The organism is Alteromonas gilva (assembly GCF_028595265.1).
GTDB lineage: Bacteria > Pseudomonadota > Gammaproteobacteria > Enterobacterales > Alteromonadaceae > Alteromonas > Alteromonas gilva.
Map to the genome: position 1 here is coordinate 1,631,982 of NZ_JAQQXP010000001.1, position 18,535 is coordinate 1,650,516.

The 18,535-nt window shown below is 48.6% G+C and carries 19 protein-coding genes and 5 tRNA genes; 4 read left to right on the forward strand and 20 right to left on the reverse strand.

Going from position 1 to position 18,535, the window contains the following annotated elements; translation table 11 throughout:
• Positions 1-34 precede the first annotated feature (34 nt).
• From corC to miaB, 4 genes are read right to left on the reverse strand one after another with little or no spacing between them, the layout of a single operon-like run.
• Positions 35-898 carry a CNNM family magnesium/cobalt transport protein CorC gene (gene corC / locus OIK42_RS07175; RefSeq protein ID WP_273639467.1) on the reverse strand — a complete coding sequence of 288 codons (864 nt, stop codon included), beginning with the start codon at positions 896-898 and terminating at the stop codon, positions 35-37.
• Between the two features lie 34 nt (positions 899-932).
• Positions 933-1,418: an rRNA maturation RNase YbeY gene (gene ybeY, locus OIK42_RS07180; RefSeq protein ID WP_374211842.1), complete on the reverse strand. Its 486-nt coding sequence runs from the start codon at positions 1,416-1,418 to the stop codon at positions 933-935.
• On the reverse strand, positions 1,408-2,472 hold the full coding sequence (locus OIK42_RS07185) for a PhoH family protein (RefSeq protein ID WP_273639468.1): 1,065 nt from the start codon (positions 2,470-2,472) through the stop codon (positions 1,408-1,410). The genes ybeY and OIK42_RS07185 overlap by 11 nt, the downstream gene beginning before the upstream one ends.
• A 16-nt stretch (positions 2,473-2,488) precedes the next feature.
• The gene (miaB, locus tag OIK42_RS07190; protein WP_273639469.1) at positions 2,489-3,925 is read right to left on the reverse strand and encodes a tRNA (N6-isopentenyl adenosine(37)-C2)-methylthiotransferase MiaB; all 1,437 of its coding nucleotides are present in this window, start codon (positions 3,923-3,925) and stop codon (positions 2,489-2,491) included.
• A gap of 401 nt (positions 3,926-4,326) precedes the next feature.
• Here miaB and OIK42_RS07195 point away from each other — a divergent pair, with 401 nt between their 5' ends.
• Together OIK42_RS07195 and OIK42_RS07200 are read left to right on the forward strand one after the other, a co-directional pair.
• Entirely contained in the window at positions 4,327-5,502 is a 1,176-nt protein-coding gene (locus tag OIK42_RS07195; protein WP_273639470.1) for an FAD-dependent monooxygenase, read from the forward strand.
• Positions 5,502-5,678 carry a hypothetical protein gene (locus OIK42_RS07200; protein WP_273639472.1) on the forward strand — a complete coding sequence of 59 codons (177 nt, stop codon included), beginning with the start codon at positions 5,502-5,504 and terminating at the stop codon, positions 5,676-5,678. Before OIK42_RS07195 ends, OIK42_RS07200 begins: the two co-directional genes overlap by 1 nt.
• A 134-nt stretch (positions 5,679-5,812) precedes the next feature.
• Here OIK42_RS07200 and OIK42_RS07205 read toward each other — a convergent pair whose 3' ends face one another.
• Complete coding sequence (locus OIK42_RS07205; RefSeq protein ID WP_273639474.1) at positions 5,813-6,385, reverse strand: TetR/AcrR family transcriptional regulator; 573 nt, start codon at positions 6,383-6,385, stop codon at positions 5,813-5,815.
• 151 nt (positions 6,386-6,536) lie between these two features.
• On the opposite strand from OIK42_RS07205, the gene OIK42_RS07210 reads away from it, so the two are divergent.
• On the forward strand, positions 6,537-7,088 hold the full coding sequence (locus tag OIK42_RS07210; RefSeq protein WP_273639475.1) for a carboxymuconolactone decarboxylase family protein: 552 nt from the start codon (positions 6,537-6,539) through the stop codon (positions 7,086-7,088).
• A 101-nt stretch (positions 7,089-7,189) separates the two neighbouring features.
• On the opposite strand, the gene OIK42_RS07215 is transcribed toward OIK42_RS07210, so the two are convergent.
• The 10 genes from OIK42_RS07215 to OIK42_RS07260 form a co-directional block, all read right to left on the reverse strand.
• The gene (locus OIK42_RS07215; RefSeq protein WP_273639476.1) at positions 7,190-8,593 is read right to left on the reverse strand and encodes an alanine/glycine:cation symporter family protein; all 1,404 of its coding nucleotides are present in this window, start codon (positions 8,591-8,593) and stop codon (positions 7,190-7,192) included.
• A 379-nt stretch (positions 8,594-8,972) separates the two neighbouring features.
• A complete protein-coding gene (locus tag OIK42_RS07220) occupies positions 8,973-9,860 on the reverse strand; it encodes a CE1 family esterase (protein WP_273639477.1) in 888 nt (295 codons plus the stop codon).
• Positions 9,861-9,993: 133 nt separating this feature from the next.
• Positions 9,994-10,069 (reverse strand) — tRNA-Gln (locus OIK42_RS07225).
• Between the two features lie 43 nt (positions 10,070-10,112).
• Positions 10,113-10,188: transfer RNA gene (locus OIK42_RS07230), tRNA-Gln, on the reverse strand.
• A 4-nt stretch (positions 10,189-10,192) separates the two neighbouring features.
• Positions 10,193-10,277, reverse strand: a tRNA-Leu gene (locus OIK42_RS07235).
• Between the two features lie 48 nt (positions 10,278-10,325).
• Positions 10,326-10,402: transfer RNA gene (locus OIK42_RS07240), tRNA-Met, on the reverse strand.
• Positions 10,403-10,668: 266 nt separating this feature from the next.
• Positions 10,669-11,760 (reverse strand): redox-regulated ATPase YchF, encoded by a 1,092-nt coding sequence (gene ychF, locus OIK42_RS07245; protein WP_273639478.1) that lies wholly within the window; start codon positions 11,758-11,760, stop codon positions 10,669-10,671.
• Between the two features lie 22 nt (positions 11,761-11,782).
• Positions 11,783-12,370 (reverse strand): aminoacyl-tRNA hydrolase, encoded by a 588-nt coding sequence (gene pth / locus OIK42_RS07250; protein WP_273639479.1) that lies wholly within the window; start codon positions 12,368-12,370, stop codon positions 11,783-11,785.
• A 5-nt stretch (positions 12,371-12,375) separates the two neighbouring features.
• Positions 12,376-13,011 carry a 50S ribosomal protein L25/general stress protein Ctc gene (locus tag OIK42_RS07255; RefSeq protein ID WP_273639480.1) on the reverse strand — a complete coding sequence of 212 codons (636 nt, stop codon included), beginning with the start codon at positions 13,009-13,011 and terminating at the stop codon, positions 12,376-12,378.
• A gap of 160 nt (positions 13,012-13,171) precedes the next feature.
• A complete protein-coding gene (locus OIK42_RS07260; protein ID WP_273639481.1) occupies positions 13,172-13,591 on the reverse strand; it encodes a hypothetical protein in 420 nt (139 codons plus the stop codon).
• Between the two features lie 222 nt (positions 13,592-13,813).
• Between OIK42_RS07260 and OIK42_RS07265 the strand changes: the two genes are divergently transcribed.
• Positions 13,814-14,809: an alpha/beta fold hydrolase gene (locus OIK42_RS07265; RefSeq protein ID WP_273639482.1), complete on the forward strand. Its 996-nt coding sequence runs from the start codon at positions 13,814-13,816 to the stop codon at positions 14,807-14,809.
• Between the two features lie 70 nt (positions 14,810-14,879).
• On the opposite strand, the gene OIK42_RS07270 is transcribed toward OIK42_RS07265, so the two are convergent.
• The 5 genes from OIK42_RS07270 to lolB all read right to left on the reverse strand — a co-directional run bounded on the left by OIK42_RS07270 (position 14,880) and on the right by lolB (position 18,429).
• Positions 14,880-15,662: a lipase family protein gene (locus OIK42_RS07270; RefSeq protein WP_273639483.1), complete on the reverse strand. Its 783-nt coding sequence runs from the start codon at positions 15,660-15,662 to the stop codon at positions 14,880-14,882.
• Positions 15,663-15,897: 235 nt separating this feature from the next.
• Entirely contained in the window at positions 15,898-16,845 is a 948-nt protein-coding gene (locus OIK42_RS07275) for a ribose-phosphate pyrophosphokinase (RefSeq protein WP_273639484.1), read from the reverse strand.
• Between the two features lie 30 nt (positions 16,846-16,875).
• A tRNA-Gln gene (locus OIK42_RS07280) sits at positions 16,876-16,951 on the reverse strand.
• Between the two features lie 6 nt (positions 16,952-16,957).
• Positions 16,958-17,842: a 4-(cytidine 5'-diphospho)-2-C-methyl-D-erythritol kinase gene (ispE, locus tag OIK42_RS07285; protein WP_273639485.1), complete on the reverse strand. Its 885-nt coding sequence runs from the start codon at positions 17,840-17,842 to the stop codon at positions 16,958-16,960.
• A complete protein-coding gene (lolB, locus tag OIK42_RS07290; RefSeq protein ID WP_273639486.1) occupies positions 17,830-18,429 on the reverse strand; it encodes a lipoprotein insertase outer membrane protein LolB in 600 nt (199 codons plus the stop codon). Before lolB ends, ispE begins: the two co-directional genes overlap by 13 nt.
• Positions 18,430-18,535: the final 106 nt, after the last annotated feature.

The following is an 18,535-nucleotide window of genomic DNA, read 5'->3' on the forward strand; positions in this document are numbered from 1 at the left end:
CCAGCAAAAAAGGTAGCCACTTTCTCAAGCCAATTTACTCCAGATCTGGCAGGGTCACTTTGAGTTGCACTAACCGGCGTTTATCGGAGTTAGTAATCTTAAAATGGATATTCTCTATGGTAATTTCATCATTGGTTGATGGCATATGCCCAAAGGCTTTTAGTACGATGCCACCAATGGTATCGGCTTCTTCTTCGCTGAACTTGGTTTCAAAGAATCGGTTAAATTCATCCACAGGAACCAGGGCTTTTACCGAATAGGTGTATTTGTTGAGTGGCCGAATATCGTCGGTGCCATCTTCATCCAAATCGTATTCATCTTCAATTTCGCCAACGATGAGTTCAAGAATGTCTTCGATAGTAACCAGCCCCGACACGCCGCCGTATTCATCCACCACAATGGCCATGTGATAACGTTGCTGGCGGAACTCTTTAAGCAATACATCTACCCGTTTACTTTCGGGCACAATCACCGCAGGGCGCAGTACATCACGTAAATGGAAGGCTTGATCCTCGTCGGCGTTAAACACATAGCGCAGCAAATCTTTGGCCAGTAAAATGCCTTCGATGTGGTCCTTATCTTCATTGATAACCGGAAAGCGTGAGTGAGCGCTGTCGAGCATGACCGGTAAAAACTCTTCAACCGGTTGGTCGATATCAATGGTGACCATTTGAGCGCGAGGGATCATTATATCCCGGACCCGCATTTCATTGACGCCTATAACGCCTTCAATCATTTCTCTGGTTTGAGGATCAATCAGCTCACGTTGTTCAGCTTCGGTGATTACTTCAACCAGCTCTTCTTTACTTTGCGGCTCCCCGGAGAATGACAGCTTGAGTTTATCAAACCAGTTTTTTCCCGAAGAACCGTTGGTAGAGTGGGGGTTATCGTCGCTCATAATGTCCGTTTCGTTGTAACGTTACTAGGCAAAGTTAATCGTCTTGATAAGGGTCGTCAATGGATAATTTTGCCAATAACGTAATTTCAAGCTGTTCCATCTCCGTGGCATCAGCCTCTTCAATGTGATCAAATCCCAACAAATGCAGGGTGCCATGGATAATCATATGCGCATAATGGTGCGCTATGGGTTTTTGTTGCTGTGTTGCTTCTGCGGCGATTACCGGTACACATACCACCAGATCGCCGAGCAAATTAAGCGGCACCTCAGGGGGGCATTCAAACGGAAAAGACAACACATTGGTTGGTTTATCCTTGCCCCGGTAATCTCTGTTCAGTGCCTGTGATTCGCTTTCGTCGACAAATCGAACGGTCAGTTCTTTGTCGTCAATATTAAGCTCTGATAACACCAACGAGGCCCAGTCTGTTAACTCGCTGACCGCCGGAATGGTAGCGGCGAGTTCGGCATTGCCAGAATATGCCTGCTGATAATCAACCAGGGCGGTACTGTTAGTTGTCACTGTCGTCGGTCTTATTAACTTGGTTGGCCGCGTCCTGGGCGTCTTTTTCGGCTTTTTTGGCCAACCGGATACGCTCTTGCTCGGTATCGTAGTCTTCATAGGCCTGCACAATTCGCGCAACCACCGGGTGGCGCACAACGTCACCAGCGGTAAAGAAGTTAAACGAGATATCGTTGACGCCCTGCAGTACGTCGATAGCATGACGCAGGCCTGAACGGGCGCCACGTGGTAAATCGACCTGGGTAATATCGCCGGTGATCACCGCTTGTGAGTTAAAGCCAATACGGGTCAGGAACATCTTCATTTGTTCAACGGTGGTATTCTGGCTTTCATCCAGAATAATAAACGCATCATTGAGGGTACGGCCGCGCATGTAGGCCAGCGGCGCAACTTCTATAACGTTACGTTCGATCAGCTTTTCGACCTTTTCAAAGCCCATCATTTCAAACAGGGCGTCGTAGAGCGGGCGCAGATACGGATCCACCTTTTGCGATAAATCACCGGGTAAAAAGCCCAGTTTTTCGCCGGCTTCAACCGCCGGGCGGGTCAGCAAAATACGGCGAACCTCCTGACGTTCCAGGGCATCCACCGCGCAGGCTACCGCAAGGTAAGTTTTGCCTGTTCCGGCCGGACCTATCCCAAAGGTAATGTCGTGGTTAACCACATTTGCAACATACTGAGCCTGGTGCGGGTTGCGTGGTTTTATGACGCCGCGCTTGGTCTTAATGTTAATTTCTTTGCCGTACTGGCTTGTCTCTTCGCGCTCCAGGCAATTGGCTTCCTGAATGGCTAAGTGCACCTGCTCGGGCGGCAGGTCAGGTATTAACCCTCTGACCGGTTGCGTTTCAATGTAAAGTAACTTGAGTAGCTCGACAGCCCCGTTGGTTTGCTGTGGGGCCCCGACAATTTTGAAGAAATTACTGCGATAGGTGATTTCGACGCCCAAACGACGTTCAATCTGCTTGATATTGTCGTCAAACGGACCACACAAACTGGATAACCGTTTATTATCTTCCGGCTCCAGTACCACTTCATTACTTACCAGTTTACTCAAATTAATCTACTGCCTCTTATACTGTCGGTTGAAATTGACTTACACCCAGTGCATCAGGTAACTCTGCCTGATGCCGGGCCAAAATACTTTGCGGTGATACCGCTACACGCAGGCCCATATCAGCCTCTCTGCGTATCACTTCACCACGTAACGAATTACTGAATACATCGGTGACTTTTACGTCAACAAACTCACCAATCATGTCTGGCGTTCCCGGGAAATTTACCACACGGTTATTCTCGGTTCGGCCCTGTAATTCCATAATGTCTTTTTTCGACGGACCTTCTACTAAAATGCGCTGCTCGGTATCAATCATATTGCGGGCAATGCGCAACGCCTGTTGATTAATGCGTTGCTGAAGCAGATACAAACGCTGCTTCTTGGTCTCTTCGCTGACATCGTCCACGGCATCTGCCGCCGGCGTTCCCGGACGCGCCGAATAAATAAAACTGAAGCTCAGATCGTAATCAATCGCCTGAATGAGATCCATGGTTGCTTCAAAGTCGGCATCGGTTTCACCCGGGAAACCAATAATAAAATCCGACGACATACTAATGTTAGGTCTTATTTTACGTAATTTGCGGATTTTAGATTTATATTCAAGGGCGGTGTGACCACGTTTCATTAAATTCAAAATGCGATCGGAGCCACTTTGTACCGGTAAATGCAAATGATCAACCAGCTCAGGCACAGTTTCGTACACGGCAATGATGTCGTCCGTAAACTCTACCGGATGCGAGGTGGTATAACGAATGCGGTCAATACCGTCAATGGCTGCAACCAGCTCCAGCAACTCTGCAAAGCGGCAAATACTGCCGTCGTGATGCTCGCCACGAAACGCGTTAACGTTCTGGCCAAGCAGATTGACTTCGCGTACGCCTTGCTCGGCCAGTTGCGCGATTTCCAGCAGCACATCGTCCACCGGACGGCTGACTTCTTCGCCGCGGGTATAAGGGACTACGCAGAAACTGCAATATTTAGAGCAACCTTCCATGATCGAGACAAACGCCGTCGGCCCTTCAGCGCGAGGTTCAGGCATGCGGTCAAACTTTTCGATCTCCGGAAAGCTGACATCCACTACCGAGGTCTCGCCGTTGTGAATCTGGTTGATCATTTCTGGCAGGCGATGCAGTGTTTGCGGGCCAAATATCAAATCAACAAAGGGGGCTCGTTGGCGAATATGGTCGCCTTCCTGGGAGGCCACGCACCCGCCCACGCCGATAATTAAATCGGGCTTGGTTTTCTTCAGGTTTTTCCAGCGGCCGAGTTGGTGAAATACTTTTTCCTGTGCTTTTTCGCGAATAGAACAGGTGTTGAGCAAAATAACATCGGCTTGCTCAGCTTCTTCAGCCAGAGAGTACCCATGGGTCGAATCGAGTAGATCGGCCATTTTTTCCGAATCATACTCGTTCATCTGGCAACCCCAGGTTTTGATGTACAGCTTTTTACTCATAACAAATCAATCATCACGTGTTGGGCGGGCGCGGCGCGGATAATTACAACAGGTAATTACAATAAACCCGCAAGAATATGGCATATGGCCATTCAGGGCGCCCAGCGGTTCTGGTCAAAATAGCCGCGTATTTTAACTGTTATACGCCGTGATCGCCAGCCTTGTAGGGCGGTAGTCGTGGCTTTTTACTGATTTTTCGGTGTGGGGGTGGCGCGGGGTGAATATTGACCTGCGGGCAGCCGCTTAACGCGGGTATCTTGTGCCAGCGCCAGGGCGTGTTGTATTCGCGCGCCCTGGCAACTAATCGTAACAGCGTATAGCACTGTGCTGATTGGTTTACACACACGTTGCTATACGTGTGAGTTCGGGCATAATTGGTGGCAAGTTAAAAGGGAAAACAGATGTTTGATTTTTGTATCAACGGTGCCGGTATGGTTGGCGCTACTGTGGCACTGGGGCTGGCGCAGCAAGGCTACCGGGTAGCTTTAATTGAGCACCAGCCTCCGCAGCCCTTTGCGCCATCGCAGCCGCCGGATTTACGCCTGTCAGCCATTAGTTTGGCGTCGGTAGATTTACTCAGGGCCCTGGGGGCGTGGTCGCATATCGAGGCCATGCGCGTGCGCTCTTACAACGAGCTGTCCGTATGGGAGCGGCCTGACTGTCGCACCGATTTTACCGCAGCTGCAGCCGGATACGAACGCCTCGGCTATTTTGTTGAGAATCGCCTTATCCAGTTAGGTTGCCACGAAACCCTTAAAGCCTGTGATAATGTTAGCTGGTTTACACCGGCGAAAATCAAACATATCACCCGTCCGCAGCCGCAACATACAGCGGTCACCATTACCCTGGCAGACGACACAACACTGGATGCCAGTTGGGTAATTGGTGCTGATGGCGCTGACTCACAGGTTCGTGAGTTGGCCCAAATCGGTATTTCAGGCTGGCAGTACAGCCAGCAGGCAATGGGCATTGTGGTTGAATTTGACCACCCCGTCAGCGACGCTACCTGGCAGCAGTTTACACCTGCTGGCCCGCAAGCGTTGTTGCCGATGTATGGCAACTATGCCGCGTTAATATGGTATGAAACGCCGCAAACACTGGCGCACTTGAGTAAATTAACACCGGATCAGTTAAAGCAGGCAATCAAGCAGGATTTTGTGCCGCTTGAAAATGATTTTAATGTGCTTAGTCAGGCGACTTTTCCGTTGGCACGCCGCCACGCTAATGCGTATGTTGTGCCCGGCGTAATACTGATTGGCGACGCTGCACACACCATTAACCCGCTGGCCGGGCAGGGGGTGAATTTAGGGTTTAAAGATGTTGCCTGTTTACTGGCGCAAACCGCAGCAACAACCTCGGTGAGCGATGCTGATTTTATGCAGCAGCTTAAAACGCACTACGAAAGACCGCGTCGGCGCGATAACGCGCTAATGATGACTGCTATGGACGGTTTTTATACGGCCTTTAGCAATCACAACACGGCGCTGAAATGGATGCGTAATGGCGTACTCAAGCTGGCCCAGCACACAGGGCCGGTTAAGCATCAGGTACTTAAATATGCAATGGGGTTAGCGTAATGACAATTCTGATTATTATTGGTGTGTTATTTTTAGCACTGGTTATTGTGGTGCCACTGCTGGAAAAGTCCAACTGGAGAATGAGCGGTAAAGACATGAGTAAGCTGTCACGCTGGTTTTGGCCTTTACTGATGATACTGCTGGTGGCACAACTGATAAAAATGATGATGAGCTAGGCGCTTTATCGCGGCAGCCGACGTTGATTAACGGGGCTGCCAAATCTTATTCACGGGGACGTACTAACGCTGACAGGTCACCCCCAAAAACGCTCTCAAAAATCACTCACGAAAAAGCGCAAGGCCCTTTCCTGCTATTGCCTCTGCAGATCGTTAAATACCTTATCGAGTATCCATGCAAGAGTGCTTGCGTCATCGGTGGCGGTGGCTAAAGTCCGCAGCGCTATAAACTGGCCCTGCAGCCACAGGGCGGCCTGCTCAGGTGTCATTTCAGCGGAAAGTTCACCCCGCTGTTGTGCGGCCAACACGACTGCTTCAAAACCGCTGCGCAAGCTATTAAGCGCATCTCTGAGCGAAGTTTGAATACCTGCTGGCAACTCCAGCCAGTCAGCCTGTGTTTTAACGATCAGGCATTGGCGCATATAGGTTTCGGCCTCTGATTTCAGCAGCGGTGAGCGCATAAAGGTTTTCAGTGCACGCAGCGGGTTATCGGCCTGGCTGCATGCCTGTAAGGTATCGACAATACTCTGGGTGTAGGCAGTCAGTGCGGCCAGGTATAAGCCTTCTTTATTGCCGAAGGTGGCATAAATGCTGCCCGGGCGTTTATCTAACGCGGCCTGAATATCACGCATACCGGTGCCCACATAACCTTTTTGCCAAAACACCGTCATGGCGCGTTCGACACTTTCCTGGCGTGAATAACTCATTGCATTACCTTTTATCTTTGGTGTGTGTATCTTACTGCTTATAACTTATACCGCAATAATTGAACGAGTGTTCAATCATTGCTTGAACGATCGTTCAGTCAAGCGCTATTGTACGCACTCCATAAAACAACTTAAAGCGTAAATGTAACCTATGACTGATTTAACTATTCATACCATCGACTCCGCCCCACAGGAAGCTAAATCCATGCTTCAAGACTCCGTCGCCAGCTTTGGGATGTTGCCAAACTTACACGGCGTTATGGCAGAAGCGCCGGGCGTACTCGATAGCTACAAGTATCTGCACGACAAAGCATTAAAAACGTCTTTTAGTAAAGAAGAGCTCACCGTAGTGTGGCAAACCGCCAATGTTGAACATGGTTGTCATTACTGCGTGCCGGCGCATACCGGTATTGCCAAAAGCATGAAGATTGACGACAGTATTATTGATGCTCTGCGTAACGAAACGCCCTTGCCAGAAAAGCTGGAAGTGCTGCGTGAAACCACCAAAGCAATCATTATTGAACGGGGTCATCCCAGCGATGCGCAACTGACACAATTTTTTGACGCCGGGTTCACCCAAGCACATCTCCTGGAAATTATCCTTATTCTGGCTCAGAAGGTGATGAGTAACTACATTAATCACCTTGCTGATACACCGGTAGATGACGCCTTTAGCGCATTTGCGTGGCAGCCCAATAAATAGTATCAAGGCATCTACTGGTAAGGTTAAAGTGACACACAAGAAAAACGGGCTGATGGTTAACCATCAGCCCGTTGATTATTTCTGCTATTGCCGGTTGCTACTTACCAAATGCCGTCTTCGGTTTTACCCTGAATTTCACAATCACCGGTTTTGTATTCCGGCGCCTCGCCACGCTCACGCTTACTAAAGTAATCTTTACTGATGCTGACAATGGTAGGGGTCATCCACATAATGGCGATAATGTTAATGACAGTCATTAAGCCCAGCGCCATATCGGCGGCTGCCCATACTTCTGGCATGGCGGCTCTTGAGCCCCAGTAAATCATTGCCAGATAGCCGCAGGTATAGGCAATACGTCCGGCCTTGTTGTCGAGCTTGAACATATGCAGATTACTTTCGCCATAAGCATAATTGGCAACCACAGAGGTAAATGAGAAAAAGCAAATTGCAGCGGCTACAAAGTCGGCGCCGCCAGCACCAATGTGTGATTCCATCGCTGACTGCGTCAGGCGGATGCCTTCCATTTGTTCGCCACTGGCGCCACCGGCGAGTAAAATAATAAAGGCGGTAGCCGTACACAACACCATGGTATCTAAAAATACCCCGAGCATTTGCAAATAGCCCTGAGACACCGGGTGATTCGGATTCGGGGCCGCGCTGGCGGCCGCATGAGGAACACTGCCCGAGCCCGCCTCGTTAGAATACAAGCCACGTTGAATACCGTTTTTAACAGCCGCGCCCATGGCGCCGGCACCGGCTTCCTGTAAACCAAACGCAGACTGAATAATATTGAGTAACATGGCGGGTAATTCGGTAATGTTCAGGGCACAAATAAGCAGGGCGGCCAGTACATAACTAATACCCATAAAAGGAACAACCCACTCGGCAAAACGGGCAATGCCGCGCAGGCCACCAACCACGATCAGTGCCGCGAGTAAGATAATCGCAATCCCTGAGTATGTAGTTGAAATACCATAGGCGGCATTTAACGCATCGGTAATGGTATTGGCCTGAACTGCCGAGAAGATAAAGCCATAGCCTAAAAATAAACACAACGAAAAGGCTACTGCCAACCAGGTTTTGTTAAGACCTTGTTTGATGTAGTAGGCGGGGCCACCGCGGAATTCGCCGTTCTCATCTTTTATTTTATACAGTTGGCCAAGTACGCTTTCAGCAAAACCGGTGGCCATGCCCAGTAAGGCGATCACCCACATCCAGAAAATGCTGCCGGCACCGCCGAGTGAAATGGCTACGGCGACACCTGCAAGGTTACCGGTACCGACCCGTGCAGATAAACTGGTACATAAAGCCTGAAAGGAGCTTATGCCTTCTTTTGTGCTGTTGGTACTATTTTTAAGCAGACTAAACATATGACCAAAGTGGCGCAGTTGAACGCCGCCCAGTCGAATCGAAAACCATATGCCGCAGATAAGCAGCATGTAAATCAGCACCTGGCCGTCACCCCAGAGAATATTGTTGATAAATGCAACGATGTCGGTAAGCACTAAAATAGCCCCGTAATATTATATTTTTATAGTGTAACTTTAGTGTGCCGAGAATGAGCGAAACTGTAAAGTAAAACAGCCACGCTTAGTCAGGGAAGGATTGATAAAATTATGAATAACAGCGTGTTAGCAATAAAAATTAAAAAGCAGCCGAGGTGGCTGCCTAAGGTAAACTAATAAAATAAGCCTTACCGGGCTTTTTTTAACTTTTTCCTGAGTTTCTTTAGCTTTTCCTGGTGTTTTGAGATTTTCGCTTTTCGGGCTTTAATCTTTTTCTTTATTGACTTTACGCTGGCCACAATAGTATCCCCTTGTTTTTGCCTGGCGATAACTCAGGGCAAGGATTGCACTCAGTGTACCGACAGGATAAAGCCGTCATTTAGCGGCGGTACTGGTTAAGAAACTGCCATATTATTTCGGTCATAGGCAGGGGGTCGGTTTTACCGAGGCCGAAACCTGCCATCTGTGCTGCGCGTGGGCTGCCTGGCCAGGTATGCCCGGCGTCTTGCGAGCGGTAAAAGATGACTTGTGTATGATTGTCACACTGGCTGTAGGTCATTCGCGCTATGCCGGGGCTGACTTCTTCCTCATTCTGTTGATGGCATTGATTGTGAGACACCCACCCATTTAATGCTTGTTGTACCCCCATGTGCCAGTAACGCGGCGAGTGCGGTTGGTGCTGGTAATGATTAACCGGATCCTTGATGCCATGGTAAGTCAGCACGGGCAAGGTAGCCGTAGGCAGACAATCGTCAGCAAAACGTATTCCGCCAATGGGCGCGATAGCGGCAAAGGTGCTGGTTAGGTCGCAACCCAGGCGGCTGGTCATTCGTGCACCGCCGGAAAAGCCCGTCGCGTAAATACGGCTGGCGTCTATGGGCAAAGTGGCGCTAAGGTGCGTAATGAGCGCCCGAATAAAGGCCACATCGTTATAGGGGCTTTTTTTCTTTTCTACGTTCCAGGTTCGGGGGCCGTCTGATTCGTAAGAAAACTCAGCACGCGGAGCTACAACGATGAAACCCTCTTTGGCGGCCAGTTGCTCAAACTCATTGAGCGCCGATATATCAGCGGGATCAGAACCAGTGCCATGAAAATTAAACAACAAAGGCAGTGGTGTTGATTTATCGGTACCGGCTGGCACAAACAAACGCCAGCTGCGTTGCTGACCCGCAAATTGCCCTGTTTGGTCAATGGCGGCGGCGTGGACGGTTGCCGGAACTAAACACAGTAACAACAGGGTAAATAACGCGGTAAGTCGGTTGTTCATAATCATGCTGCAGTAAGGCAATAGAATTAAGGCACACTAACCCATTAAACATGAAAATGTCTGGCTTTGCAGTGAAAACCCGTATTTTGACGCACAAAACAAAAACGCCAGTCAAAGACTGGCGTTTTGTATATGGCTGGGGTAGCAGGACTCGAACCTACGGATGGCGGGATCAAAACCCGCTGCCTTACCAACTTGGCTATACCCCAATTTGGGACACTAACTGACGGCAATCAGCTAATGGTAGAAAAATGGCTGGGGTAGCAGGACTCGAACCTACGGATGGCGGGATCAAAACCCGCTGCCTTACCAACTTGGCTATACCCCAACGATGGTGCGGAAGGAGAGACTTGAACTCTCACGCCGTGAAGCACTGGAACCTAAATCCAGCGTGTCTACCAATTCCACCACTTCCGCGCAGTGTCTCGCACATTAAAAAACCCATTTAATGGGTTTGCGAGAGATTGGTGGCTACGGCGAGATTCGAACTTGCGACCCCATCATTATGAGTGATGTGCTCTAACCAACTGAGCTACGTAGCCTCCGATTTTTCTCTTCCCAGTTGGGAAGTGGCGCGTATTATGCGTATATGTAATGGGGTCGTCAACCCCTTTTTTGACACATTTGTTTAACTGCTTATTATCTGTGCGCCAATGGCGTATTTTCAGCCAAATCTTGCTGCAAATAAGCAAATATTGCCTGAACTTACCTGTACAGTGGGCTTTATACTGACGCTTTGTGGTGGATTTTTAAGCATAAAAAAGCCCTCAGTCAGAGGGCTTTCAGGCTGTTTTGCGATACAAAAAATTTAAACATTAAAGCGGAAGTGAATCACGTCGCCGTCTTTTACAATGTATTCTTTGCCTTCCAGACGCCATTTACCGGCATCCTTGGCACCTTGCTCACCGTTAAATTCAACAAAATGCTCATAACCGACCACTTCAGCACGAATAAAGCCTTTTTCAAAGTCGGTATGGATTTTTCCGGCCGCCTGAGGCGCGGTAGAGCCTTCAGGGAAGGTCCAGGCGCGCACTTCTTTTACGCCAGCCGTGAAGTAGGTTTGCAGCGTTAACAGGTTATAGCCGGCACGGATAACCCGGTTTAACCCCGGCTCTTCAAGGCCCATGTCGGCCATAAACTCGGCGCGGTCCTCATCATCCAGCTCGGCAATATCCGACTCGATAGCGGCACATACAGCCACTACTACCGCATTTTCGCCCTCAGCAATGGCTTTTACCTGATCCAAATAGGGATTGTTTTCAAAACCGTCTTCGTTAACGTTAGCGATGTACATGGTTGGCTTCAGCGTGAGCATGTTCATGTAACTAATAGCGGCGAGTTCTTCTTTGCTCAAATCAACAGAGCGCAGCAGCTTGCCTTCATCAAGGTGTGGTTTGATTTTTTCCAGCACTTTCATTTCGAACTTGGCATCGGCATCACCGCCTTTAGCGCGTTTCGCAACCCGGTGCAGGGCTTTTTCGGTGGTTTCCAGATCTGACAGGGCTAACTCGGTGTTGATGATGTCGATATCGTCCTGTGGGTTTACTTTACCCGCAACGTGGACAATGTTGTCATTATCAAAACAGCGTACGACATGGCCAATGGCGTCGGTTTCACGGATATTCGCCAAAAATTTATTGCCCAGCCCTTCACCTTTAGAGGCGCCCTCAACGAGCCCGGCGATGTCAACAAACTCCATGGTAGTGGGGATGACGCGCTGCGGATTAACAATCTTGGCCAGCTTATCGAGGCGCAAATCCGGCACCGGTACCACGCCGGTATTAGGTTCAATGGTACAAAACGGAAAGTTTGCAGCTTCGATACCAGCTTTGGTTAATGCATTGAAAAGTGTTGACTTACCGACATTTGGCAGGCCAACAATGCCACATTTAAATCCCATAATGGAGCCCTTGATATAGAGGTTAGAGTTCTGCTTTAAAACTGTGAAGGCGATTTTGCGCCATTTTCAGATCATTTTTAAGTAAAATTTCGGTGCAACGCACGGCTTCATCAATGGCTTGCTCAATAGCGACGCGCTCATCAGCGGCTGGTTTTCCCAACACATGCCCGGTAACCTTGCTTTTGTGGCCCGGGTGGCCAATGCCGATACGTAAGCGTAAAAAATCACGATTATTACCCATACGGGCGACAATATCGCGAATGCCGTTCTGACTCGAGCTTCCGCCTACCTTGTATTTTGCCACACCGGGCGGCAAATCGAGTTCGTCAAAGGCAACCAGCATTTGCTCGGGTTCGATGCGATAAAAGTTTGCCAGTGCAGCAACTGACTGACCGCTTTTATTCATGAAGGTAGTGGGGTAGAGCAGACGAATGTCCTGACCAGCAATGGTAACTCTGGCGGTTTTACCAAAGAATTTACTGTCGGGAGATAAAGACGTGTTAAACGTTGAAGCGAGTTGTTCTAAATACCACGCCCCTGCGTTGTGGCGTGTTTGTTCGTATTCGGGGCCTGGATTACCCAGGCCCACAATAAGACGAATGTCTGCCAAAGGAATTATTCCTCAGCAGCGTCTTCTTCACCTTCTGCTTCATCAGCTGCAGGCGCTTTTGGCGCAGGCTTGATGGTTACAACAGCAAGGTCGTGTGCTTCGTCATCTTTGCCCAGTTCTACAGACTTAACGCCAGCAGGCAGAGTCAGATCTGACAAGTGCAGGGTTTGGTCCATCTCAACGTTGGTCATATCGACTTCGATGAACTCAGGCAGATCTTTAGGTAAACAAGTAATTTCTACTTCGTTTACGTGGTGCTCTGCAATGCCGCCATCTTTAACTGCCTGACATTTCGCTTCGTTGATGAAGTGAATTGGCACAGATGTGTGAACGTCCTGACCCGCGATAACGCGCTGGAAGTCCAGGTGAGTGATTTTAGGCTTGAAAGGGTGACGTTGTACGTCTTTCAGCAGCGCTTCTACCTTTTTACCATCGATGTTCAGTGTCAGAACATGTGAGTAAAACGCTTCAAAATCAGCAGCATTGATAACTTTGTTGTGGTCAAGAGTTAACGCAACTGGCGCTTCTTCACCACCGTAAAGGATAGCAGGTACTTTGTCAGTAAGACGAAGGCGGCGGCTCGCACCTTTCCCCAGGTCAGTACGGACTTCTGCATCCAACTTAAAAATCGCATCAGACATCAGATGTCTCCAAATAGTATAAAGATTAATTATTCACAGGTTTTCGCGACCAAAACCTGCCGTTGATAAGGTAAACCGGCTACCGTAAACAGGCACTGACTTACCAGCCCTAAATTAAAAGGCGGCGAATTCTACCACTCAGCGTGAAAAGTTACAAACGTCAAAGGGATTTTAATTGATGCTTTGTGGTTGGCGGAGTTTTAACGTGGCTTTTATCGATTACCGTCACCGATTCCACCTCTAATAACTCGCCAAACTGGGTAACGGTAAGCATGTCATGGTTGATGCTGCCGACCACTTCAACCACAGCGCCGTCAAGGCGATATTCAGCGGGTAATTTGCGCAGTGTATAGCGTTGGTTATCGTCAGTTATGAGAGCAAAAAAGCCACCCTCTATCGATTTATACACAATGGTGCCACGAAAATGTTGGGGAGCAGTGGCCTGTTCCTGCTTATCAGGCTCATATTCAGTAGGATTTGACATAGTCGTGTGCTCCGCTTGCTCTGGTGAGTCATTGCAGGCCCACAACCCGCAGGTTATCAGCACCAGCACCGGCGCTATAACGTATTTATTGCCCATTGTTGTTATCCTCACGTGACCTAATTTGAACAGCCTGAGCCGACATGGCTGAATATTCACTGAATTCTGGCACAGTTGATCATGATACTGTCGGTCGTTGTTGAGTTGATCTCTGTACGCGCAGTCATGGTAACAGTATCGACAGCTTTTTTTACTCAGTCTTTTTTAAACTGTCTGTTTTTAACAGCAATACGGTGCTTGCCGCACTGTCAGGAGATTTGGATGACTCGCTATACTTTGCTTTTTCTTTGCCTTGCTTTTTTTCCGGCCTTTAATGCTGCAGCGGATGCCGACATTCCCGCTTACAATGCCACGCTCGATGGTTTTGCTTACCCTTTTGACGTCGATGACTTTGCGCTTGAGTCCCAGGGCCTGGACTTGCAAATGGCGTATATGGATTTACACCCGGCAAACCAGGCAAAAGGTGTGGTCGTGCTTTTACACGGTAAAAACTTTTCCGGCTTTTATTGGGAGCGAATTGCCCGTGCTCTGGTTAAGAAATCCTACCGGGTGATTATTCCAGATCAAATTGGTTTTGGTAAATCGAGTCGTCCGCAGCATTATTTATATTCATTTGCAGGGCTCGCCAACAATACTCAAAAGCTGCTCAGCAGTTTAGGTGTCGAGCGTGCGACAATTGTCGGTCACTCCATGGGCGGAATGCTTGCCACCAAGTTCAGCAAATATTTCGCTGATACCGTTGAGCGCCTAATTTTAATTAATCCCATTGGTCTGGAAGATTATCTTCAGTACGTAGACTATCAGGATCCGGCGGTTTTTTTAGTCAATGAACTCAACAAAACGCCGTCGTCTATTCGCAGTTATCAGCAAAAAAATTACTATGATGGTAAGTGGTCACCTGCTTATGAGGCATTGCTGGAGCCACATATCGGACAGTTGAAACATAAAGATTATCCCTTAGTGGCAATGAATAATGCGCTAACCTATAACCCGATTTTCAGTGAACCCATTATTTACGATCTGCCGCAATTAAATATGCCGGTTACATTGATCATTGGCACCCGAGATCGCACAGGCCCTGGCCGTGCCTTTAAAAAGTCTGGCGTGGACTATCAACTCGGACAATATCAAACACTCGGTAAGCAGGTGGCTGCAACATTACAACAGGGCCAGCTGATAGAGCTTGAAGGGCTTGGACACATGCCGCAGTTTGAAGACTGGCAGCGCTTTGAAACCGTTTTTATGCCGCTGTTTTGAACAATACCTGTTGTGAATACTTAAAAGTACTAAACCGCTGCATTGCGCCAAGTAAAGGCATAGCCGTGGTTTAGTGCTTGTCAAACAGGGTTTTATTGCGAATGTATTTTTTCATGTAGTGGTAGGTAAACGGCCTTAACAACCAGCTTTTCATCGACCGCAAAAAGCGCGCATAGGTGGGTGTATTTTCGTAAATCTGATCATCGTGAAGCCACAGCATTTTACCCACGTGAATAAACAAATAGGGCACCAGTGGCATAAAAGTCACAATATCCAGATCGCAGCAAATCCGATAGGTTTTGTTGTGCAGTTGGTAGCGGCGTTTGTAGCCAAGTGAGGCAAAGGCTGGCTGGCCAAAAGTCACCACGCGTTTTACTTTGTTGGGATACATGCTCTCAAATGTATTGGCAAACAAACACGCCATCACCCCGCCCGATGAATGGCCGATAAACGTAAACCGTTTTCCGGCCTGCTCCAGCGGCGCTAATATCAATAGTAACAACTCCTGCAAAGGTAGTGCCTGAGCCAGAGATTTATGGCTGGAATACATTGGCTGGGAGAGCAAACGTTTAAACCCCCAATGTATTCGGCCTCGCTGTTTATTTTCTTTCACCGGTAAAAAGCAAAAATTACCCAGCCAGTCCCCCCATGAAATAGAGCCGCGAAACACAACGATCACTTCTTTTTTATGCTCACGCCATAACACCCGCACACCGATACGCTCAAACTTATCCATAAGCAGCTTCTCGTTGAAGGCTTCGAGGGTTTCCGGGTAAGAAAAATACGAACCGGGATAGGCCATCTGGCAAAGAATTGCGTAGCGCTCGTACTGGTATTGTTTTAGCTTTTTCACAACTTATTCAGAGCAAAGACATTTGCACTTTAGTCTGCCATGTAAAAATCACAGTAATATGACAGTCGGTGAAAGAGTGGATCGGCCCGGTATCGCCGAATGACGAGGTGAGCAGTGGCGCTGCGCTGGCCTGCCTGATGCAGACTGTTAGCGAAGAAAGGTCGCACTCTAAAGCGGGGTAACAATAAAAAAGGCAGCTAAAGTAGCCGCCCTTTTAGGTTGTTAGCGGTTAAATTTAATACTCAAACATCGCAGAAATAGATTCTTCGTTGCTGATACGACGAATCGTTTCAGCCAGCATTTCGGATAAGGTTAACTGCTTAACTTTACCTATGGCTCTCATTTCCTTAGCGAGTGGAATACTGTCGGTGATGATGATCTCATCAATGACTGAATCTTCCAGGTTCTTGGCGGCATTACCCGAGAAAATAGCATGGGTAGCATAGGCGTATACTTTGCGTGCGCCATGCGCTTTAAGTGCCTCTGCCGCTTTTGCCAGTGTGCCGCCGGTATCAATCATGTCATCAACGATAATACAGTCGCGCTCTTTTACATCACCGATGATGTTCATGACCTGCGCCACGTTGGCTTTTGGCCGACGTTTATCGATAATGGCAAGATCTGAATCGTTGAGCAGTTTCGCTGTGGCCCGGGCCCGCACTACACCACCGATATCGGGCGATACTACCACCGGATCTTTAAAGTCACGCTGGAACATATCATTAAGCAAAATGGGTGTACCAAAGGCATTATCAACCGGTACATCAAAGAACCCCTGGATTTGCTCTGCATGCAAATCGATGGTCAGAACCCGATCAACGCCGACGTTAGATAAAAAGTCGGCAACTACTTTGGCGGTAATCGGTACACGGGCAGAACGAACGCGACGGTCTTGTCTGGCATAACCAAAGTAAGGGATCACTGCTGTGATACGGCCTGCAGAAGCTCTGCGCAGGGCGTCAATCATAACAATGAGTTCCATAAGATTGTCGTTGGTCGGCGCACAGGTAGACTGGATAATAAAAACGTCCGAGCCACGGACGTTTTCATGAATTTCTACTGCGATTTCACCGTCACTAAAACGGCCGACGGTGGCATTACCAAGTTTGGTATAGAGGCGATTGGCAACTTTCTGGGCTAGTTCAGGAACTGCGTTACCTGCAAAGAGCTTCATGTCTGGCACAAGTGTTTCCTCAGTGCATTTAATAAGAGGTGGCTGGGGTAGCAGGACTCGAACCTACGGATGGCGGGATCAAAACCCGCTGCCTTACCAACTTGGCTATACCCCATCAATGTTAAGTCGTTTGGGCTTTAGACACCTGTTCTAATTTTAGTATAAGCGGTGATGTGTGCATCCCATTTGCGACAAAACCAGTCCATTTTTCGGGTAGCGCGTGTAGCGCGGCCTTTGCCTGTTCCGGGTCACAAAATGAAGCAAATACGCACGCGCCTGTGCCTGTCATCCTCGACGGTGCGTAGTGTAACAACCACCGTAATAAATTTGCAACTTCCGGTGCGCTTTTACAGACAATTTTTTCGCAATCGTTGCGGGTACTTTCAAAAGTATAGTCCTGCCAGTCGATAGGCGGACTGTTACGAGGTAAATCCGGTTTACCGAATACTTCTGCAGTGCTAATGTGAATGCCAGGAAAAACAACCAGATAGGTTCTTTTATCGAGTGTAACCGGGGTGATTTTCTCGCCCACTCCGGCGGCAAAAGCGGTCTTACCGTGGACAAAAATGGGCACGTCTGCGCCGAGCTTAAGGGCTATAGTGGCCAGTTCCTGCACCGTCAAGCCACATTGCCAGTAGTGGTTTAATGCCACTAATGTCGTGGCGGCATTGGACGAACCTCCGCCAATGCCACCGCCCATAGGTAATTGTTTATCAATAAGAATGTCGCAGCCGTAGGGGACATTACAATAGGCTTTCAGAAGCTGTGCCGCGCGATAAATTAAATTATCTTCATTCTTTACACCCGGCATGGCATTTAGCAGCACTATTTCACCGGTATCGGTTGGCGTAAAGGCCAGTTGGTCACCGTAGTCCAGCATCTGAAACAGGGTTTGCAATTGGTGGTAGCCATCTTCATTGCGCCCGGTAATGTGTAAAAACAGGTTGAGTTTTGCCGGGCTTGGCCACCAGTCAGGTGCGCCGTGAGTCTGTATTAGAGTGTCCATTGGGTAATTCGTATTTTAATCCACTGGTTTGGATCAGTGGTATTAGTAAGCTTAATATTGTGAGGTAACCACAGGTCTTCGACCTGGCCATAGCCTGCGTAATCAACCACCCAGCCGCGACATTGCTGGCAGCCCGGTGTCAGTTGCCTGAGCAGGCCGTTTTCATTGAGAGTATAGCTGTCTGCTGCGAGGGGAACACCTTTTACCCAACTGAGCAACTGGGCAAGAGGGATATCCCAGCCAGTGGTTTGATAAAGCAACCGACTGGCACTCGGGTCGGTGTAGACTTCGTCATCGGCTTCAAGCCTTGCGCCTTCAGCAGTTTGCGTCATATCCACCAGTGTCACGCCAAGAAAATTACTCAGCCGAAAACTAAATAAGGGGTCGTCAACCTGCCAGCGCATTGACGCACTCACCGACTGCTCCGGGCCTTTTAATGCCAGTTTACCGTTAATTTGCCACTGTTTAATTTGATCGAGTGTACGCAATTGAGCAGGCAGATTAATTTTGCCTTCTGGTGGAGAGGGCCGGGTGGCACACGCACTAAGGAACATCACAAACACTAAGACAAATGCCAGGCGGATCACGGTTTAACCTAAAAAATCTATTGGGGTGATAGTTGAACATAGAACTATCGGCACTTTCAATCATTTTGGCTTTTTCGTACAATGCCGCTCCACACTAGCCGTAAAC